Annotated in this window: 20 protein-coding genes; 6 read left to right on the top strand and 14 right to left on the bottom strand. The window is 58.2% G+C overall.

Going from position 1 to position 15,657, the window contains the following annotated elements; translation table 11 throughout:
* Positions 1 to 119 precede the first annotated feature (119 nt).
* Genes B347_RS0120220 through B347_RS0120165 form a run of 12 tightly spaced genes read right to left on the bottom strand, consistent with a single transcriptional unit; the run spans position 120 to position 10,952 of the window.
* Complete coding sequence (locus B347_RS0120220; RefSeq protein WP_019411512.1) at positions 120 to 2,435, bottom strand: MMPL family transporter; 2,316 nt, start codon at positions 2,433 to 2,435, stop codon at positions 120 to 122.
* On the bottom strand, positions 2,425 to 3,132 hold the full coding sequence (locus tag B347_RS0120215; RefSeq protein WP_019411511.1) for an outer membrane lipoprotein carrier protein LolA: 708 nt from the start codon (positions 3,130 to 3,132) through the stop codon (positions 2,425 to 2,427). The genes B347_RS0120220 and B347_RS0120215 overlap by 11 nt, the downstream gene beginning before the upstream one ends.
* Positions 3,129 to 3,554: an acyl-CoA thioesterase gene (locus B347_RS0120210; protein WP_019411510.1), complete on the bottom strand. Its 426-nt coding sequence runs from the start codon at positions 3,552 to 3,554 to the stop codon at positions 3,129 to 3,131. Before B347_RS0120210 ends, B347_RS0120215 begins: the two co-directional genes overlap by 4 nt.
* Positions 3,547 to 5,091, bottom strand: coding sequence for an HAL/PAL/TAL family ammonia-lyase (locus B347_RS0120205; protein WP_019411509.1), 1,545 nt, complete (start codon positions 5,089 to 5,091; stop codon positions 3,547 to 3,549). Before B347_RS0120205 ends, B347_RS0120210 begins: the two co-directional genes overlap by 8 nt.
* Positions 5,072 to 6,010: a glycosyl transferase gene (locus tag B347_RS0120200; RefSeq protein WP_019411508.1), complete on the bottom strand. Its 939-nt coding sequence runs from the start codon at positions 6,008 to 6,010 to the stop codon at positions 5,072 to 5,074. Before B347_RS0120200 ends, B347_RS0120205 begins: the two co-directional genes overlap by 20 nt.
* Positions 6,007 to 6,741, bottom strand: a complete 735-nt coding sequence (locus tag B347_RS0120195) for a glycosyltransferase family 2 protein (protein WP_019411507.1) — start codon at positions 6,739 to 6,741, stop codon at positions 6,007 to 6,009. The genes B347_RS0120200 and B347_RS0120195 overlap by 4 nt, the downstream gene beginning before the upstream one ends.
* Positions 6,734 to 8,404, bottom strand: coding sequence for an AMP-binding protein (locus B347_RS0120190; RefSeq protein WP_019411506.1), 1,671 nt, complete (start codon positions 8,402 to 8,404; stop codon positions 6,734 to 6,736). Before B347_RS0120190 ends, B347_RS0120195 begins: the two co-directional genes overlap by 8 nt.
* Positions 8,401 to 8,946, bottom strand: a complete 546-nt coding sequence (locus B347_RS0120185) for a membrane protein (protein ID WP_019411505.1) — start codon at positions 8,944 to 8,946, stop codon at positions 8,401 to 8,403. The genes B347_RS0120190 and B347_RS0120185 overlap by 4 nt, the downstream gene beginning before the upstream one ends.
* Positions 8,943 to 9,197, bottom strand: coding sequence for an acyl carrier protein (locus B347_RS0120180; RefSeq protein WP_019411504.1), 255 nt, complete (start codon positions 9,195 to 9,197; stop codon positions 8,943 to 8,945). The genes B347_RS0120185 and B347_RS0120180 overlap by 4 nt, the downstream gene beginning before the upstream one ends.
* 9 nt (positions 9,198 to 9,206) lie before the next feature.
* A complete protein-coding gene (locus B347_RS0120175) occupies positions 9,207 to 9,467 on the bottom strand; it encodes a phosphopantetheine-binding protein (protein ID WP_019411503.1) in 261 nt (86 codons plus the stop codon).
* The gene (locus B347_RS0120170) at positions 9,448 to 10,254 is read right to left on the bottom strand and encodes a lysophospholipid acyltransferase family protein (RefSeq protein ID WP_026014313.1); all 807 of its coding nucleotides are present in this window, start codon (positions 10,252 to 10,254) and stop codon (positions 9,448 to 9,450) included. The genes B347_RS0120175 and B347_RS0120170 overlap by 20 nt, the downstream gene beginning before the upstream one ends.
* Positions 10,230 to 10,952 (bottom strand): beta-ketoacyl synthase chain length factor, encoded by a 723-nt coding sequence (locus tag B347_RS0120165; protein ID WP_019411501.1) that lies wholly within the window; start codon positions 10,950 to 10,952, stop codon positions 10,230 to 10,232. The genes B347_RS0120170 and B347_RS0120165 overlap by 25 nt, the downstream gene beginning before the upstream one ends.
* A gap of 336 nt (positions 10,953 to 11,288) precedes the next feature.
* On the opposite strand from B347_RS0120165, the gene B347_RS0120160 reads away from it, so the two are divergent.
* Positions 11,289 to 12,062, top strand: coding sequence for a ParA family protein (locus B347_RS0120160; RefSeq protein WP_019411500.1), 774 nt, complete (start codon positions 11,289 to 11,291; stop codon positions 12,060 to 12,062).
* Here the strand turns inward: B347_RS0120160 and trxC are convergent.
* Positions 12,059 to 12,499 carry a thioredoxin TrxC gene (gene trxC, locus B347_RS0120155; RefSeq protein ID WP_019411499.1) on the bottom strand — a complete coding sequence of 147 codons (441 nt, stop codon included), beginning with the start codon at positions 12,497 to 12,499 and terminating at the stop codon, positions 12,059 to 12,061. The genes B347_RS0120160 and trxC overlap by 4 nt on opposite strands.
* A gap of 262 nt (positions 12,500 to 12,761) precedes the next feature.
* On the opposite strand from trxC, the gene B347_RS0120150 reads away from it, so the two are divergent.
* Positions 12,762 to 13,049, top strand: a complete 288-nt coding sequence (locus tag B347_RS0120150; protein WP_019411498.1) for a type II toxin-antitoxin system HigB family toxin — start codon at positions 12,762 to 12,764, stop codon at positions 13,047 to 13,049.
* A gap of 4 nt (positions 13,050 to 13,053) precedes the next feature.
* Entirely contained in the window at positions 13,054 to 13,455 is a 402-nt protein-coding gene (locus tag B347_RS0120145; RefSeq protein WP_019411497.1) for a helix-turn-helix domain-containing protein, read from the top strand.
* On the opposite strand, the gene B347_RS0120140 is transcribed toward B347_RS0120145, so the two are convergent.
* Entirely contained in the window at positions 13,448 to 13,720 is a 273-nt protein-coding gene (locus tag B347_RS0120140) for a DUF3077 domain-containing protein (RefSeq protein WP_019411496.1), read from the bottom strand. The genes B347_RS0120145 and B347_RS0120140 overlap by 8 nt on opposite strands.
* 608 nt (positions 13,721 to 14,328) lie before the next feature.
* Between B347_RS0120140 and B347_RS0120135 the strand changes: the two genes are divergently transcribed.
* From B347_RS0120135 to B347_RS0120125, 3 genes are all read left to right on the top strand, one after another.
* Positions 14,329 to 14,712: a hypothetical protein gene (locus B347_RS0120135; RefSeq protein WP_019411495.1), complete on the top strand. Its 384-nt coding sequence runs from the start codon at positions 14,329 to 14,331 to the stop codon at positions 14,710 to 14,712.
* A gap of 3 nt (positions 14,713 to 14,715) precedes the next feature.
* Positions 14,716 to 15,159, top strand: a complete 444-nt coding sequence (locus B347_RS0120130) for a hypothetical protein (protein WP_019411494.1) — start codon at positions 14,716 to 14,718, stop codon at positions 15,157 to 15,159.
* Positions 15,160 to 15,222: 63 nt separating this feature from the next.
* Positions 15,223 to 15,630, top strand: coding sequence for a hypothetical protein (locus B347_RS0120125; protein ID WP_019411493.1), 408 nt, complete (start codon positions 15,223 to 15,225; stop codon positions 15,628 to 15,630).
* Positions 15,631 to 15,657: the final 27 nt, after the last annotated feature.

Raw genomic sequence — 15,657 nt, 5'->3', positions numbered from 1 at the left:
AGACTTCAACGGGGGGGTGTTCCTACCAGCCAAGGCGGGTAACAGAGTTGCGATCAAGCTCGTCACCATCAGCGCGACAGATCGCGGCGGGTGAGTTCGAAGCCCGCGCAGCAGCGTCGTCATGCTGCGCTCGGCTCTTGTTTACGTGCCCAAGGCGCGAGCATAAAACTGAACGCCAGCCCTAGGCTGACCGACAGTCCGAAGTTGCTGACCGCAGGCGTGCTGGATACGGCCAGCAAGCCAAACGACAGCCACGTTGTGAGCGCAGCCAGCAGAGTGCCAAGCAAACTGACGGCGGCGCCGCCGATTTGCTCGCGCATTAAAATCGCGTAGTCGACGCTGATCGCTGTGACCAGCAGCAAGCCGAACAGGCTGAATAAGGTCAGTGGCTGACCCAGCCAGCCGAGGCTGGCCAAACTGCACAGCGCAGCCAGCAGCGGTAACGCAATCATGCGCAATGCGCCGCCAAATCCGAAGGGTGCGATCAATAGCAAAACGATCAGCACGCACGACAGCAGCTTGAGTTCTGCCGCGCTGATTTGGGTGGCAGCGAATACCGTGTTCAAGTCACCCAGGCGGTCTACCAACTGTACGCCGGGCAAGCCTTGGGCCTGTTCGCGCAGCACGCTGGCGTTGTTCAAGCCTTGCAGGCTGACCATCGCGGCCACACCGTTAGCCTGCTTGCCCAGCCACAACGCACGCCACGGCTCGGCCAGCGGGCCAACGAGTGCATCGTCGATATGTTGCTCGGGCAAGTCGTTGAGTTGCCTCAGCTCCTGTTGCAACGCGCTCTCGGGCACACCCAGTTCCAGCAGGGGTTGCCAGTGTTGCGGCAGTTGCCTCAAGGCGTGGCGCAGTTGCTGTTGCTCGCCGGGAGGGCTGACCAACTGGTTGAGGGCCAAATACCCTTGCAGCTTGCCCCCATTGACCAATTGCTCGAGCCGCTCGCTGAGGGCGGTCTGGCGCTCCAGCAATTGCTGTTCGTTGTCGGCGCGCACCAAAAAGAATTGGCTGGTGGGTTGATAGCCAGTGATGCGTGCAATGGCTTGGGCTTCGGTCAGCAGTTGCGGCGGCGCGCCGACCCACTGGCGGATGTCATTTTTACTGGTCAACTGCCACACGCCAGCGGCGCAAAATGCCAGCAGCAAGGCCAACAGTACAGGTGTCGGGATTTTTTTCAGCAGCGCTTGGCGAATAGCTAGCAGGGTTTGCGCGATACGCAGCGGCCATTGCGCAGGGCGCAGATCTACACCGTTGAGCAAGGCAGGCAGCAGGCACACGGCGCTCAAATAGGCGCCCACCAAACCTGCGGCAGAGAAAATGGCGATTTGGGTCAGAGCGGGGAACGGCGTGAACGCCAACGCCAGATACCCAATGCAACTGGTGGCTAGGCTCAGGCTTAGGCCCGGCAGCGTGAGGCGCAAGGCAGGCCAACTGCGCCAGGGGTTGAGGCTCCAGCTTTTAGACAGGTAATGCAGCGGGTAATCCACGGCCACGCCGATCAGGCTTGCGCCCAGCACCAGTGTCATTACGTGCAGGCTGCCAAAGAAGGCAACACAGGCCACGGTGCCAAACAGCATGCCTACTAGCACGGGCAAAAAGGCCAGCAACACCCGCCAACGGCGGAACGCCAGCAGCAACAGAAGCAAGATGCCGACGGTGGCACCGCCGCCAACCCAGGTCATTTCACGGGTGGCTTGTTGCTGGCCACTGGCGGCGTAGAGCAAGCCGCTGGCGGCGAGCAACTGCGCGTTCTGGCTGGCGGCGTGCACGCGGCTTTGTTCAAGCAGAGCGGCCACTTGCAACGGTAGCTTCATGTCAAAGGCATTGCCCTGAGTACGCGCACGCAGCAACACCCAGCTTTTGCCGTCAGCGTCGGCGATCAAGGCGCCGCTGCCAATGTCCAGTTGCACTGCGCCGCGTTGTGGCTGGCTGTTTTGGATGCGCCCGGTTAAGCCCAGCCAATCGTCCTGGCTGGGTACTAGGCTGAACCCGGTAAACGGGTCGAACAACGCGTGCACGCGCTGCTGAATAAAGGCGTCGGGGTGTTCGATCAGTTGCTTGCGGTCCACATCCCCAAGCATCGCCAGGCGCCCGCGTAGCAATTGCTCGCGCAGGGCCGGGAGGTCGGCTTGCAGGTTCCACTGCACTTTTTCAAACAGGCCGCTGGCTTGCCACTGTTCGCCCAACTGTTGCGCGGTGGCGATGGCGCGCTGTCGGTCGGCGCTGCCCACCAGCACCAATATTTCGCGGTTGAGGGGCTCTTGCATGCGCTGTTCGGCGCTCAGCTCTAGGGCATCCGGCGACTGGCCGGGCACCAGATCCATCAGATTGGCCGACAACGGCGCGCCATGGCGCCATTGCCAGCCCGCCAGCGCGAGCACGGCCAGCAGCAGGATCAGAAAGCCGCGAGGCAACCAGCGTTCACTGCGCAAAGTCGTGTTGCTCCGCAGGGCTCAAGGGTTGATTGCTGACGCTGTTTTGCATCGTCAGCAAGGTGCTGTCGCCTTGGGTTTCTTGCAGTTCGATGCGCTGCACCAGCTCGCCGCCGTCGATGTTGATCTGGGTAAACACCTGCTTAAGCAGCAGCGAGCGCGGGGTGAGGGTCAGCTTCCAGTGTTGGGGTTCGCCGTGCAGTTGCAGGTCGAAATCGCGCTGCAAGCCGCTGCTGTCACCTTGCAAGACGGCAAGAAACAGGCGGTTTTGCTCGGCCCCGGCGCTTTTGCCGGGGAGCGTTTGCCACGCGTTGCCGTTGCGCCGGGCAATGCCGAGGGCGCTGATGCGGTAGTCCTGTTGCAGCGGGGTTTTAAGCTGCCACAGCAGGCCGTGGTCCTTGGCCAGCACAAAGGTGCCAGTGCTGGTGAGCGGTTTAGGCAAAGCGCGCAGGTGTTTTTGCTGGATAAAATCGCCGTGAATGACTTGGGGTTTGGCCAATTGCTCGCTCAGTTGTTGCAGGTCGAAAGCGTTGGCCAGGGGTGAGAATCCAAGCAGGACGGTGACGACCAAACTTCTGTAGTCGCTGCCGAAGGCTGCGATAAGGTCCAAAGGACCTTTACCCTTGAAAAAGCGCGACCCCTTCGGGCTCGATCGCAGCCTGCGGCAGCGACTACACAGAGCGGCGATCAGCTTCATGGCAGGACCTTTTCGACTGCATCGGTAAAACATTTAGGCGACGCCAGTTGCATCTCGCGGCTGGCAACATCGACCGCCACTTGCACGGTACAAGCGCGGGTCAGGCGTTCGCCAGTGGCCACATCAGTAATCAGGTAGTTGATCTTCAGACGGTTTTCCCATTCCACCAAACTGGCGCGCACGTTGATCCGCTGGCCGAAAGTGGCGCCACGCACATAACGCAGTTGCAGGTCGATGACCGGCCACGCGTAGCCAGCGTCGAGCATCTGCGTGTAGTTGTGGTCGATGTGATCGAGCAGGGCACAGCGGGCGACTTCCAGGTATTTGACGTAATGCCCGTGCCACACCACGTGCATGGTGTCGATGTCGAAAAACGGCACCAAGATTTCGGTGTCGACGTGCAAAACGCCTTTGCTACGCATACAGCCTCCAGTGTTGTTGGGCAATACGGGCCAGACACAGGCGCAACTCGGCTTCGAGGGCGCGGTCTTCAATGACCGGGGCAAAGTCTTTGCCCAGTTCGGCGTGCATGGCAGCGAGTGCAGGCGCAAGCGGGCGAGCGTCTTCGGCGCGGCTGCGCAGCCACACCCCTTGATGGGCGGCCAGCAAGGTGGCGGCAGCGACTTGCTCGGTCAGTTCCAGCACCCGAATCGCATCGCGGGCGGCGATGGTGCCCATGCTCACTTTGTCTTGGTTGTGGCACTCGGTGGAGCGCGAAAACACGCTGGCGGGCATGGTGTTTTTTAGCGCTTCGGCGGTCCAGGCGCTGGTGCCGATTTGCACCGCTTTAAAGCCGTGGTTGAGCATCGCCCGTTCTGCGCTGGAGCCGGACAGGTTGCTTGGTAAGCCGTGGTTGTAACGCACGTCCACCAACAGCGCGAGTTGGCGATCAAGCAGGTCGGCGACGTTGGCAACCAAGGTCTTGAGGCTGTCCATGGCAAAGGCAATGTGCCCGCCATAGAAGTGCCCGCCGTGCAGCACACGTTCTGCTTCGGCGTCGATGATCGGGTTGTCGTTGGCGCTGTTGAGTTCGGTCTCGATAAACCCGCGCAGCCAGTTCAGGCTATCGGCCAGTACCCCCAGCACGTGGGGTGCGCAACGCAGCGAGTAACGGTCTTGCAAGCGATGCAAGGGCGCGGTCGGGGCGTCGATGGCCAGGTCTTGGCGAAGCCAGGCGGCCACCTGCATTTGCCCCGGATGCGGTTTGGCAGCGAATAGGCGCTCGTCGAAATGTTCGGGGTTGCCTTGCAGCGCCACCACGTTGAGCGCGGTGATGCGGGTTGCCAGTTTGAGCAGGTAGTCGGCGCGGGCGTACGCCAGGCACGCCAGGCCCGTCATCACGGCGGTGCCGTTCATCAGCGCCAGCGCTTCTTTGGGGCGCAGCACCAGCGGTGTCCAGCCCAGTTCTTGGTGTACGTCGGCGGCCAAGCGGCGCTCGCCGTTGAACATCACTTCGCGCTCGCCAGACAAGGTAGCTGCCACATACGACAACGGCGTCAGGTCGCCGCTGGCGCCTACCGAGCCTTCTTCGGGGATCAGCGGCAGCACGTCATGCGCGATAAACGCATGCAGGCGTTCCAGCAATTCCACACGCACCCCAGACACGCCGTGGCACAGCGACTGCAAACGGGCCGCCAGTACGGCGCGGGTAGCCTGGGCGTCGAGCAGTTTGCCCAGTCCGCAGCCGTGAAAGGTGTAGAGGTGACGGGGGAGCGCTTCCACGTGTTCCAACGGCACGGCGACCACGCACGAGTCGCCGTAGCCGGTGGTGACGCCGTAGATCACGCCTTCTTTATCGAGCAATGAGTCGAGAAAACGCGCACCTTTTGCGATGCATTCGCGAAACGCGGCATCGTCCTGCAAGCGGGTGGGTGCTTGACGATTGGCCAAGGCCAGCACGTCTTCAATGCGCAATGGGGTTTGGCCGAAGGTCACTGGCTTATGCGGATGCATCGTCATCGGTCTTCCAGAAAGGGTAAAAGTTAAACCATTGCTGCGGTGCTTCGAGGCAGTAATGCCCCAGCCGCTCAGCGTAGCGGGTGGCCCATTCGGCAATCACCTGGTCGCGGTCGCTGCGCCGCCACAGCACGGCCTCGGCGAAGGGTTCGAGGATGACGCGGTAACGGCCTTCGCGTTTCAGGCAAAACAGTAAATTGACCGGGCATTTGAGCAGCCCGGCCAGCAGCCATGGGCCTTGGGGGAAGCACGCCGCATGGCCGAGAAAGTTGGCTTGAACATGGCGCCCGCCGTGCAGCGGCACGCGGTCACCGGCAATCGCCAGCCACTCACCGTTTTCTAGGCGCTGGCTCAGTTGCAGCATGACCGCTGGGTTCAGTTCGCTGACTTGAATCAGCCGCAGGTGGCTGGCCCCAGCTTCGCCCAGCAGGCGGTTGAAGTGTTCGGCGTGCTTGGTGTGTACCAGCACGTTCATGGTGACCTTTTCGCCCAGCTCGGCGAGAGCACGGCACACCTCAAGGTTGCCCAAGTGGGCACCGACCAGCATTTGCCCGCGCTCGCTGCGCATTTGATCGCGCAGGCGTGCGGGGTCGACGATGTCGATGTCTTCTATCTTTAGGCGGCCGTTCCACATGTCGAGCTTGTCGAGCAGCGCATCGGCAAAGGCCATGAACTGACCGAACACCCGCCACTGAGTGGGGCGCAAGGCTGGTTGCCCGCTCCAGTCGGCCAAGCGCTGCTGGTACTGCCAGATGCTGCGCCGGGCACGGCGGCCGAACAAAAAGAAGTACAGCACGATGGCGTACAACACGGGCGTTAGCAGGCGGCGACCGAGCACTTTGACCCCAAAGGCGGTGAGTTTCATCAGCCAAAAATTGCCGCGCTCTTTGTGGTCAGCCCAATGCTGTTGTGATTCGCTCATGCCCGCCAGCGCCTCCACACAATGCTCGGCATCCGCACCAACATGCCGAAGAACAGCTTGGTGTGCATGCCCGAGATTAGCGCGTTGTCATGGAACAGGCGAAAGTGCGACAGGCCATCTTGCGGGTAATGCACCTGGGTCGGCAGCCAGCGCATCGGCTGATTACGCCATGCCAGGCGCACCAGGATTTCGGGGTCGAAGTCCATGCGTTTGCCCAGCTTGACCGAGTTGATTAAGGCCAGCACGGGGGCAAGTGGGTACACCCGAAAGCCGCACATCGAGTCGGGAATTTGCAGCGACAGGCTGTTTATCCACACCCAGACGTGGGTCAGGTAGCGCGCATACAAGCGGCCTTTGGGCACGCTGGCGTCGTACTGTGGATAACCGCAGATCAGCGCGTCGGGATGCAGCTGCGACGTCTGGATAAAGGTCGCGACATCGCGCAGATCGTGCTGGCCGTCGGCGTCGACTTGTAAGGCGTGGCTAAACCCTAGGCGCGAAGCCTCACGCAGCCCGGCCATCACGGCGCCGCCTTTGCCTTGATTAACCGCCAAGCGGATCAGGTAGGTGTTTTCGGCTTTTGCCAGTTGCACAAGGACTGCGCTGCACGCGGGGCTGCTGGCGTCGTCGACCAAGACACAGGGCAAACCTGCTGCCAGCAATGGCTCGACCACCGCAGGCACGGCGGTTTCATGGTTATACACCGGGATAACGGCGCAGGGGTTATGCATGGGCGGCCTCCAAAACGATGCGACCGCTGGAGCAGGCGGCGTTGGCATTGCGATACGCGAAGTGCAATTTGCTGCGTTCACGATCAAAGCGCAGGGTCAGTTCTATGTTGTCGCCGGGGCGGACCAGTTGCTGGAACTTGAGCACTTCCATGCCCGCAAAGCGAGGCGGCAGATCGAGCAGTTGCTGGCCAAGGTGCATGGCCCAGTCCACTTGCACCACGCCGGGCAGCACTGGGGTTTTGGGGAAGTGGCCGCTGAAGAACGCTAAGTCCGGCGGAATAGCCAGGTGGAGTGTCCAGCCGTCATCGAGCGGGTGTTGGTTCAGCACTTCAGGCTGCGTTGGCCGAGGTGCGAGCAACAGTGCATCGACCTGCGCTTGCGGCAGTTTGCCTTGACTGGTGAGCGGCATTTGCCGCAGCAACCGCCAGCGTCGCGGCAATGCCAGGGCTTCGCAGTGGTGGGCAAGGTGCTGGCGCAAGGTCTGGGTCAGCGCACGGCGGCCCTGTTCGCGCAGGGCAAACAGGCCACTGGCGCTAAGCACCAGCAAGGCGCCGAGCGAGGCCCGGTTTTCATTGACCACACCCAAGCGCGCTTCCTGTACCCACTCATGCTGGGTCAGTGCGTGTTCAAGCATGGGCAGCGAGATGCGTTTTTCTTCCAGTTTGACGATGCGGTCCAGACGCCCCAGCAACTCAAAGCGCCCATCGGCTTTAATGCGGGCGGCGTCAGCGGTTTGCTCGATATGGCCCGGGAGCAAATACGGCGAGGCGATACGCAGCGCGCCGTCTTCGCTCTGGCTGAGCTGCACACCCGCAAACGGCTGCCACAAGGTTGGACCTTGGCGCCAGGCGATACCGCCGGTTTCGGAACTGCCGAAAATTTCGGTGGGCCACTGACCCAGACGTTGCTGTAACGCGTGCGCCGCCTCGGCAGGGAGCGCGCCCCCGGATGAGAACACCCGACGCACGTGGCTTAAGGCAGGCCAGTCGAGGTTGTCGGCCATACGCTTGAGCAGTGCCGGACTGGCCACCCAGGCAAATGCCGGGTGTTCACGGCTGGCGCGCTGCATGTCTTCAGGGAAGGCCAGTTGCTGGCGGGTAAAGAGGCGACCTGCGCACAGCGGCCACAGCACACGGAACAACAACCCGTAAATATGCTGCGCGGCCACGCTGGCAATCATGCAGGCGTCGCCCAGTTCAGCGCCCCAGAGTTGCTCTAGCGCCTCAACTTCATTGGCCATTTGGCGCAAGCTTTTGTCGATGCGCTTGGGCTCACCGCTGGAACCTGAGGTGCACAGGCTTAACTGGCACGTATCTAGGTCCAGTTCAGCCGTGGGCAATGGGGCGCCGTACAAGGCGTGAAGTTCCTCGCTGTTGGTCAGCCACACATCGACGTGCGCGTCCCAGCGTTGGCGGGTGTGCGTTTGCAAGTCGGCGGGCAGCAATACGCTGACCCCAGCCCGCCACGCACCCAGCAGCGCCACGGCCAGCTCGGCGGCATCGTCTAGATGCACGGCGATGCGTTGCACGCCGCGCTGCTGCAATCCGCCCGCCAGGCGTAAGGCCTGTGTGCAGAGCGCGAGGTGATTGAGCGGCGGGTCAACGCTGACAGCCCGCTCTGAGTGGCCCTCAAGCAAGAGCTGCTCAAGTTTTATCCAGTTCATGCCTGGCCTCTTACTTTTTGTCGTATCAGCCATTCAATGGCAAACAACAGCCCCATCAGTCCATAGGCGATCAGGCCGTTGTACAACGTCCACCAACTCAGCGGCGCCCACAGTGTGAGGCTGGCTGCGACTAATCCGTTGAACAGGAAAAACAGGCACCAGACCTGGGTCACCTGCCGTGTGTAATGAATCGCGATGTCGGGCAATACCGGCTCGCGCAAGCGGGCCAAGCGCTCGACCATCGGTGGCCCGAATTTCAGGCTCAAACCGAAGAGGCTGAGCATGCAGGCGCTGATCAGCACCGGGTACCAGCGCAGCAAGACCGGGCTGTTAAACAACCCCAGCAACGCGCAAAATACCAGCACGACCAGTGCCATCCACAGGCTGCCCGGGCGGCGCTCGCCGGTGACAGCGCGGGCCAGCCACAGGGCGCCCAGCAACAGCGCAAATTGCCACGGAGCAAAGTGGGCCATACCGAAATGCACCGCAAAGGGGTACAGCAGGCCCGCCAGCAGCAGGCCCAGGCCGATCAATCGGCTCATGCGGCCGGTTGGGCCAGACGGTAAACCGCCTCGACCACATCGTCGACGGTGCGTACTGATTTGAAGGCTTCAGCGGCGATCTTTTTACCGGTTTTACGCTTGATGTGATCAATCAGGTCGACGGCGTCGATGCTGTCGATTTCTAGGTCCTGATACAGGTTGGCCTCCAGCGTGACGCGCTCAGGCTCGAGTTCGAACAGTTCCACCAGGGCATCGCGCAGGATGTTGAAAATATCTTCACGGTTTTGCATGGTTCGGTCTCAGGCAGCCTGTTTGGCTGTGACGAAAGCCGCAAGGCTGGTCACGTTGGAAAAGTGATCGCGGGTATCTTTGGCGTCGGCGTCTATCTTGATGCCGTAGGTTTTTTGAATCGCCAAGCCCAGCTCTAGGGCGTCAACCGAATCCAGCCCGAGGCCTTCGCCAAATAGGGTTTGATGGTCGCCAATGTCGCTGATGCTGATGTCTTCGAGGCCCAAGGCGTCGATGATCAGCTGTTTGATGTCACTGTTTAGATCGCTCATCTATGGCGAGCTCCTTAATGAAGTAGTCATGCACGTAGTCATTGAGCAGGCGCGATGCTTTGGGCGGCGGGCCTAGTGCTGCAAAGGTCGTTGGATCTATATCGGCCCCGACACGAAAGCTGAAGTGCACGCGGCGTTTGGGAATGCGGTACCACGGTTCGGCTTTGGTCAGCGTGGTGGGACTGACGTTGATCACCACTGGCGTGAGGATCTTCGCACCGCGCAAGGCAATCGAGGCAGCCCCGCGATGAAAGGCAGGTGCAAAGCCTGGCTGGGTGCGAGTGCCCTCCGGGAAAATAATCAGGGTTTGCCCCTGTTGCAACGCGTCTGCGGCGTTGTCGAGCATGTCGATGCTGCCGTCATTACTGATGTACTGCGTGGCGCGCACCGGGCTGCGAGTGAACGTGTTTTGCCACAGGCTTTGTTTGACCACGCAGTTGGCGTTACGCACCAGTCCAATCAGAAAAACCACATCAATTAGCGACGGATGGTTGGCAATTATCATTTGGCCGGGGCGCCCGAGCCGTTCCGCGCCTTGCACGTCATAGGTCAGCACGCCCATACGCGCCATAAAGCGGATAAATAGCCAGAACAGCAGGCTGACCGTGTAGCGCGCACGTTCGCGGTGGCGCACCGCATCGCCCGGCAGGCAACTCAGCAGCGGGAAAATGACCAGCCGCAGACACAGGCACCCAAGCCCGAAGCTTAAAAAGCTGATTGCGGTCGCAATTAGGCGCCAGTAGTAGGCATCACTACGGGTATTCACGGCGTGCGTTGCCAGTGCCAGAGCCGGTTTTTCCAGGCGTGCTGGAACGACGTCTGCCCTGCGAGCAGGTGGCGCAACAACTCAATGGCGTGAGGCCACTGGGTTTTCGAGGGAGACGTGGCGTTGTTGGAGGTGAGCGTCAGGTGCCATTGGCTGCCTGGCGTCAGTAGCAGGCCGACGGCATAGGCGAAAGGCACGTCGTCGATCCAGTGCTCATACGCCTGGGGAGGCTGCTCTTCGGTGATCACCAGTAACACGGCTGGCGCGCCTTCGTTGAGCAACGCACAGGCTTCAATCAGGCCATGCTCCAGGCCATCGCCGGCGGCGGCGAGCGCAGTCATTTCACTGGTTTCGCCGCGCATGATCGACCACAGGCCAATGACCGCATTGTGTACTGAGAGGCTGAACTGGGTGGGTGACAAGGGCTGGTCAGCCGCGAGCTCACTGAGGATGTCGAAGGTTCGCGGTGTTTCGCCGTGGCGTGACACAAACACCAACGGCAGGGCTTCATGCCCCTCAGCCAATGGCCAGCCGACACTGAACGCCATGCGCGCCAAGCGGCTGAGGCGGCGGCGTTGCATGGCGGGTAAAAATGATACGTCCGGGCTAGCATCGCTGGCAGCGATTGCTTGGGGTTGCTGGCTCCAGGCCTGCCAATCGGCCACGTTGTCGAGGCCCGGAGCCCAGGCTCGCCAAGCGGCAATATTGAAGTTGATCACTGGAGGTTCATCCCGCCCTGACGGGCTTCCTTGATGCAAATATAGGCAGCGGTCAATGCTGCACTGATAACAAAGTGGCGGCATTATCCCGGTGCAGTTGGTTCGTAGCAAACACCGCTTACATTTTTGAGGGCGGTTTTTCAGCTAATCGGACGAAATAGCTATCATTTTGCAAGCGTTGAACTATGTACACCCCTATGACTTCTAGAAAGACGGTCCGTTCTGACGTATGCCGGGATAATTATTTTTATGTTGTAGCTCTTTTCGCGGCGAGGTAGCGGATTTGTCCACAGGCCATCTACACTCGGGCACTTATTGATACACGGAGGTTTTGAAATGCGTCGCGTGGTGTTCAACCAAAAAGGGGGTGTGGGCAAGTCCAGCATCGCTTGTAACTTGGCGGCCGTCAGTGCCAGCGAGGGTTACCGAACGTTGTTGGTGGACCTGGATGCGCAGGCCAACTCAACGCAGTACCTCACTGGGTTAACGGGTGACGATATCCCGATGGGGATTGCCGAGTTCTTCAAGCACAGCCTGTCGGCCAGTGTGGGTTCGAAGAAGAATCGGGTCGATATTTACGAAACGCCTTTCGAAAACCTGCACATCATTACGGCCACCGCCGAGCTGGCTGATTTGCAGCCCAAGCTCGAAGCCAAGCACAAGATCAACAAGCTAAAGAAGTTGCTGGATGAGTTGGCCGAAGACTACGACCGCATTTATATCGACACGCCTCCTGCGTTGAATTTTTACGCGGTATCGGCGCTGATCGCCTGTGACCGTGTGCTCATACCCTTCGACTGCGACAGTTTTTCGCGTCAGGCGCTTTACGGCTTGATATCCGAAATCGAAGAGCTGAAAGAAGACCACAACGAAGACCTGATGGTCGAAGGCATTGTGGTTAACCAGTTTCAGGCCCGGGCCAGCCTGCCGCAGCAAATGCTCGACGAGTTGATTGCCGAAGGCTTGCCGGTGCTGCCGGTGTACCTCAGCAGTTCAGTGAAAATGCGCGAATCGCATCAGGCCAGCCAGCCGTTGGTGTATTTCGACCCACGGCACAAGCTGACTCAGCAATTTGTAGAACTGCACGATTTTCTGGATCAAAACGCCTAAGCACGCACGCCGTGGCTTTGCAGCCAAGCCTTGAGTTGCTGCAACGGGAAGGCGCCGCTTTGGCGGGCAACTTCCTGACCGTTTTTGTAGAGGATCAGGCTGGGGATTGAGCGAATCCCCAGTTGCGTGGCCAATTGCTGATTGGCTTCGCTGTCGAGCTTGGCCAGGCGGCACACGCCGACCAGTTGGCTGGCCGCTTGCTCAAACACCGGGGCAAACGCCTGGCACGGCCCGCACCACTCAGCCCACACATCCACCAGCAGCGGCAGATCGCCTTTGATCTGGCTGGCGTAGTCGGTTTGCTTCAAATCGAAGGGTTTGGCAATGAGCACCTCATTTTTACAGCGCCCGCATTTTGGGTGTTCGCCCACGCGCGCGGCGGGGATACGGTTAAGGCCGTTGCAGTGAGGGCAAGGGATAAGCAGCGGGTCGGTCATTTCAAATACTCCGCAAATGGCTGTGGCGCGCGCCTGCAAAAAGGAGCACGTCGCGTAAACGTGCAGTTCAGCAGAAGTTGCCCCCGTGCGCCACTGGCCGTGACGTATCTACACACACTGTGCTTGCGCCGTTTTGAGCTCTTGAACCTAGGCTGTTGAAACCCGCCTGAAAAGACACCGTCGGTCAGATGTCGAGTATCGCGATTTGCGATATGGCGACAGCGGGCTTACCCTTCATAGCAAGATGCGATAAGGACATTGCATGCGAGTGATTACTGCGAAACGTATTTGGGAGGCCAAAGAACAATGGCCACATTGCGCCAGTGCTTTGGATGAGTGGTATCGCAAGATCAAGGTCCTCAACCCTGAAGACTTTGCTGCGTTGAGGTCGTTTTTCCCTGCGACTGACAAAGTCGGTTCTTTGCATGTATTTAATATTGGCGGTAATAAATTGCGTCTGATTGCCGTAGTGCGGTATCGGGTGCAGCGCCTCTACATTCGTCATGTGCTGGATCATCGTGAATATGACAAAGGTAAATGGAAGGAGTAACCCCGTGAATGCATTGATTGAACAGGCTGCCCAACATTGGCAGTTCGTTTCTCCCTTGTTGCGAAAACCTAAAAATGAAACAGATTACGACCAATTGGTCGAAGCCCTTGATGAACTGACCGACCGCATTGGCGACGACGAAAGCCACCCGTTGATGAGCTTGGTGGACATCATCGTTGATTGGGTCGAGGCCTATGACCTTGAGCACCGGCCGATGCCCAAGGTCAGTGGTGTCGATGTGCTGCGCTCAGTGATGCAAGAGCACGGACTGACCCAAAGTGATCTGCCCGGCGTGGGTACGCAATCGGTGGTATCCGAAATCCTCAGTGGCAAGCGCCAGCTCAATGTGCGTCAGATTCGCTGGCTGGCGGATCACTTTAATGTGCCGGTAGAGATGTTTATTTAAGTGTGTCGGCCTGCAACACGCTGTCCAGCGTGGCATCTACCAGGCCTTTGCTCATTTCCACCAGTTGCAAGCTGGCGAACGTCAGGCTGTGGCTGGTTTGAGGGCTGGCGACTTGGCTTTCTGCACAAAGAGCCGTGGCACTGCTGAGTAACTGGGCTGCCAGTTCCAGCGCGATCTTGATCGGGATGCCGGGGTTAACGCTGAACAGGCAGTCGCCGGTCAGGCTGTGGCCAAAAGGGGTTGGTGTTTGAGTGAAACAAGGCATGGTGTGACTCCTTTTAAGGTTTGGAGTTACCACCGTTCGCCGTCAAACGAGTTGGGTGGCAACTGTGCGCGGGTTGACGGACCGGTTAAAAGAAGAAACCCGGCGCACTCGAAAGTGCCCCACGCACAGCTGCCATAACACGATTGAATCGAGCACAGGCCAGCGTGAACACAGCGATTGAGATCGCTGATTCTTCTTTTATGATGCGGACCGTCAAATCCGGTCACGAATGTGTCGTGACGTCGGCGAGGATAGGGGCTGGCGCAAATAGGGTCAATCGGCTGATGGGTAGTCCACTTCTCTGACTTCAGACGAATACACCGGTCCTAGCGCTTAATGCGTGTGTAAATCGGAGCTCACCCATGCCGCCGTTACGATTTGAAAAGTCTCGATAATTAAGCGAAGAGTCTTACGTGTGTATATGTAACAGCTGACATTACTTCTCGCACTACCTCTCTATTCTCCTACGCCTCTGAAGTAAAGCCTTTCTCGTTAAGCGAGAGGTAGGGCGGATATTCATGAAGTTTTCATTAAGTAGGGCGCGGGTATTTAGCTGTCGATGTGTGAATGGCGGTTTATTAGGTGTGTGACTACACAAGGAACAGTCGATGACAATGTCTCAGGATCTCCAGTTTCGTTGTGTGCAGTGTAAAAATGACTTTGAATTAACTATTGATCAGGTAGACGCCTTTATGGACTGCGGCACAGTCGTGTGCCCGCGCTGTTCGCAAAAAATGCGATTTAAAGCCAATGACCTGGCCAAGTTAGTCGCGGTAAAAAGCAAAAATAGACGGAGAATTTTGACCTTTGGTTGTTTAACTATTGGCTTGCCATTGCTCAATATAGGGGTGTTGTTGCAATGGGGCGGTGGTATGGGCTTTGTTAGTTTTATTGTGACCTTTGTGGTGTTGTCAACGGCCGTGCCTGCTTTGAAGGATGTTTCATTCGTGCGTCTTGATTTAGAACCTGACTATCAATTGGCGCAGGACTAACTAATGAAGGATCACGTGGGCCGAGCACCGGCGCAAGAGACACAGCCATTTGGTTATGCTGGCTTTATATGCAGGCCCTGTGATGGGCAGGTCAGTATGACTATCGAAGATTCTTTGTTGTTGGCAAGTGATAAGTCTGTTCGCTGCCCCCTGTGTCACGTTGCCGTTAAAGTTGGATCTTATGATCAACAGGCTTTGATAAAGGTTCATGAAAGCCTGAGCGGCAGCGGAAATCTTATTCACTTTGCAACGGTCTGGTTTTCAGTCACTTTCATTGTTGCCCTGTTCATTAGTATTCCACTCTCCATGTTGATGAGCAGTGTCGGAGTACTACTGTCTTTCGCGTTAAATAAGAAAGTGCCCGTGATTATTAATGCTATTTATCTTGAGCGTGAAATGGGCCAAGGGGTGCAAATCGTCAGTCGAAGGTTAGAGCGCCAGAGGTAAAGCGCCGTTACCGGCGGCAGTGGCGCCTTGAATCATAAAGTTGGTTAATAGGAGGTGTTTCAAATGACGGACAGTGTAGAGAAAGGCAATGAGGTCCTGTTACAAGAGTATTCGAATTTTACCTTTCAGTGCGCTGCGTGCACTACGGAGCAAAAATTTAACTTTAATGATGTTCATGCTTTAGCGAAGGGGCTGCGTGTTAACTGCGCTTCGTGTGATCTGGAACTCAAGGCTGACGCCTGTACTCAAGGAAGTATGAATCTGCATATCGATAAACACAGTACTTACAGTAAAGGTATCTTCGTATTTTGTATTCTATGGTTCAGTGCCAGTATTCTCGTTCTAATTCTCTTCGACTCGATGGCGTCAGGTCTAATGACACTGGCAGGTTTGGGAATTTCAGTGGCTATCAAGGCAGAGATCAATGAAACGTTCGAAACTATTGTTTTGGAACTCGCTCATGACGATTGATTACGTGTAAGCGAGCTTGCTCGCGAT

Origin of the sequence: Pseudomonas psychrophila HA-4, assembly GCF_000282975.1 — a bacterium.
Lineage (GTDB): Bacteria > Pseudomonadota > Gammaproteobacteria > Pseudomonadales > Pseudomonadaceae > Aquipseudomonas > Aquipseudomonas psychrophila_A.
This window is presented reverse-complemented; position numbering and strand designations above follow the sequence as displayed.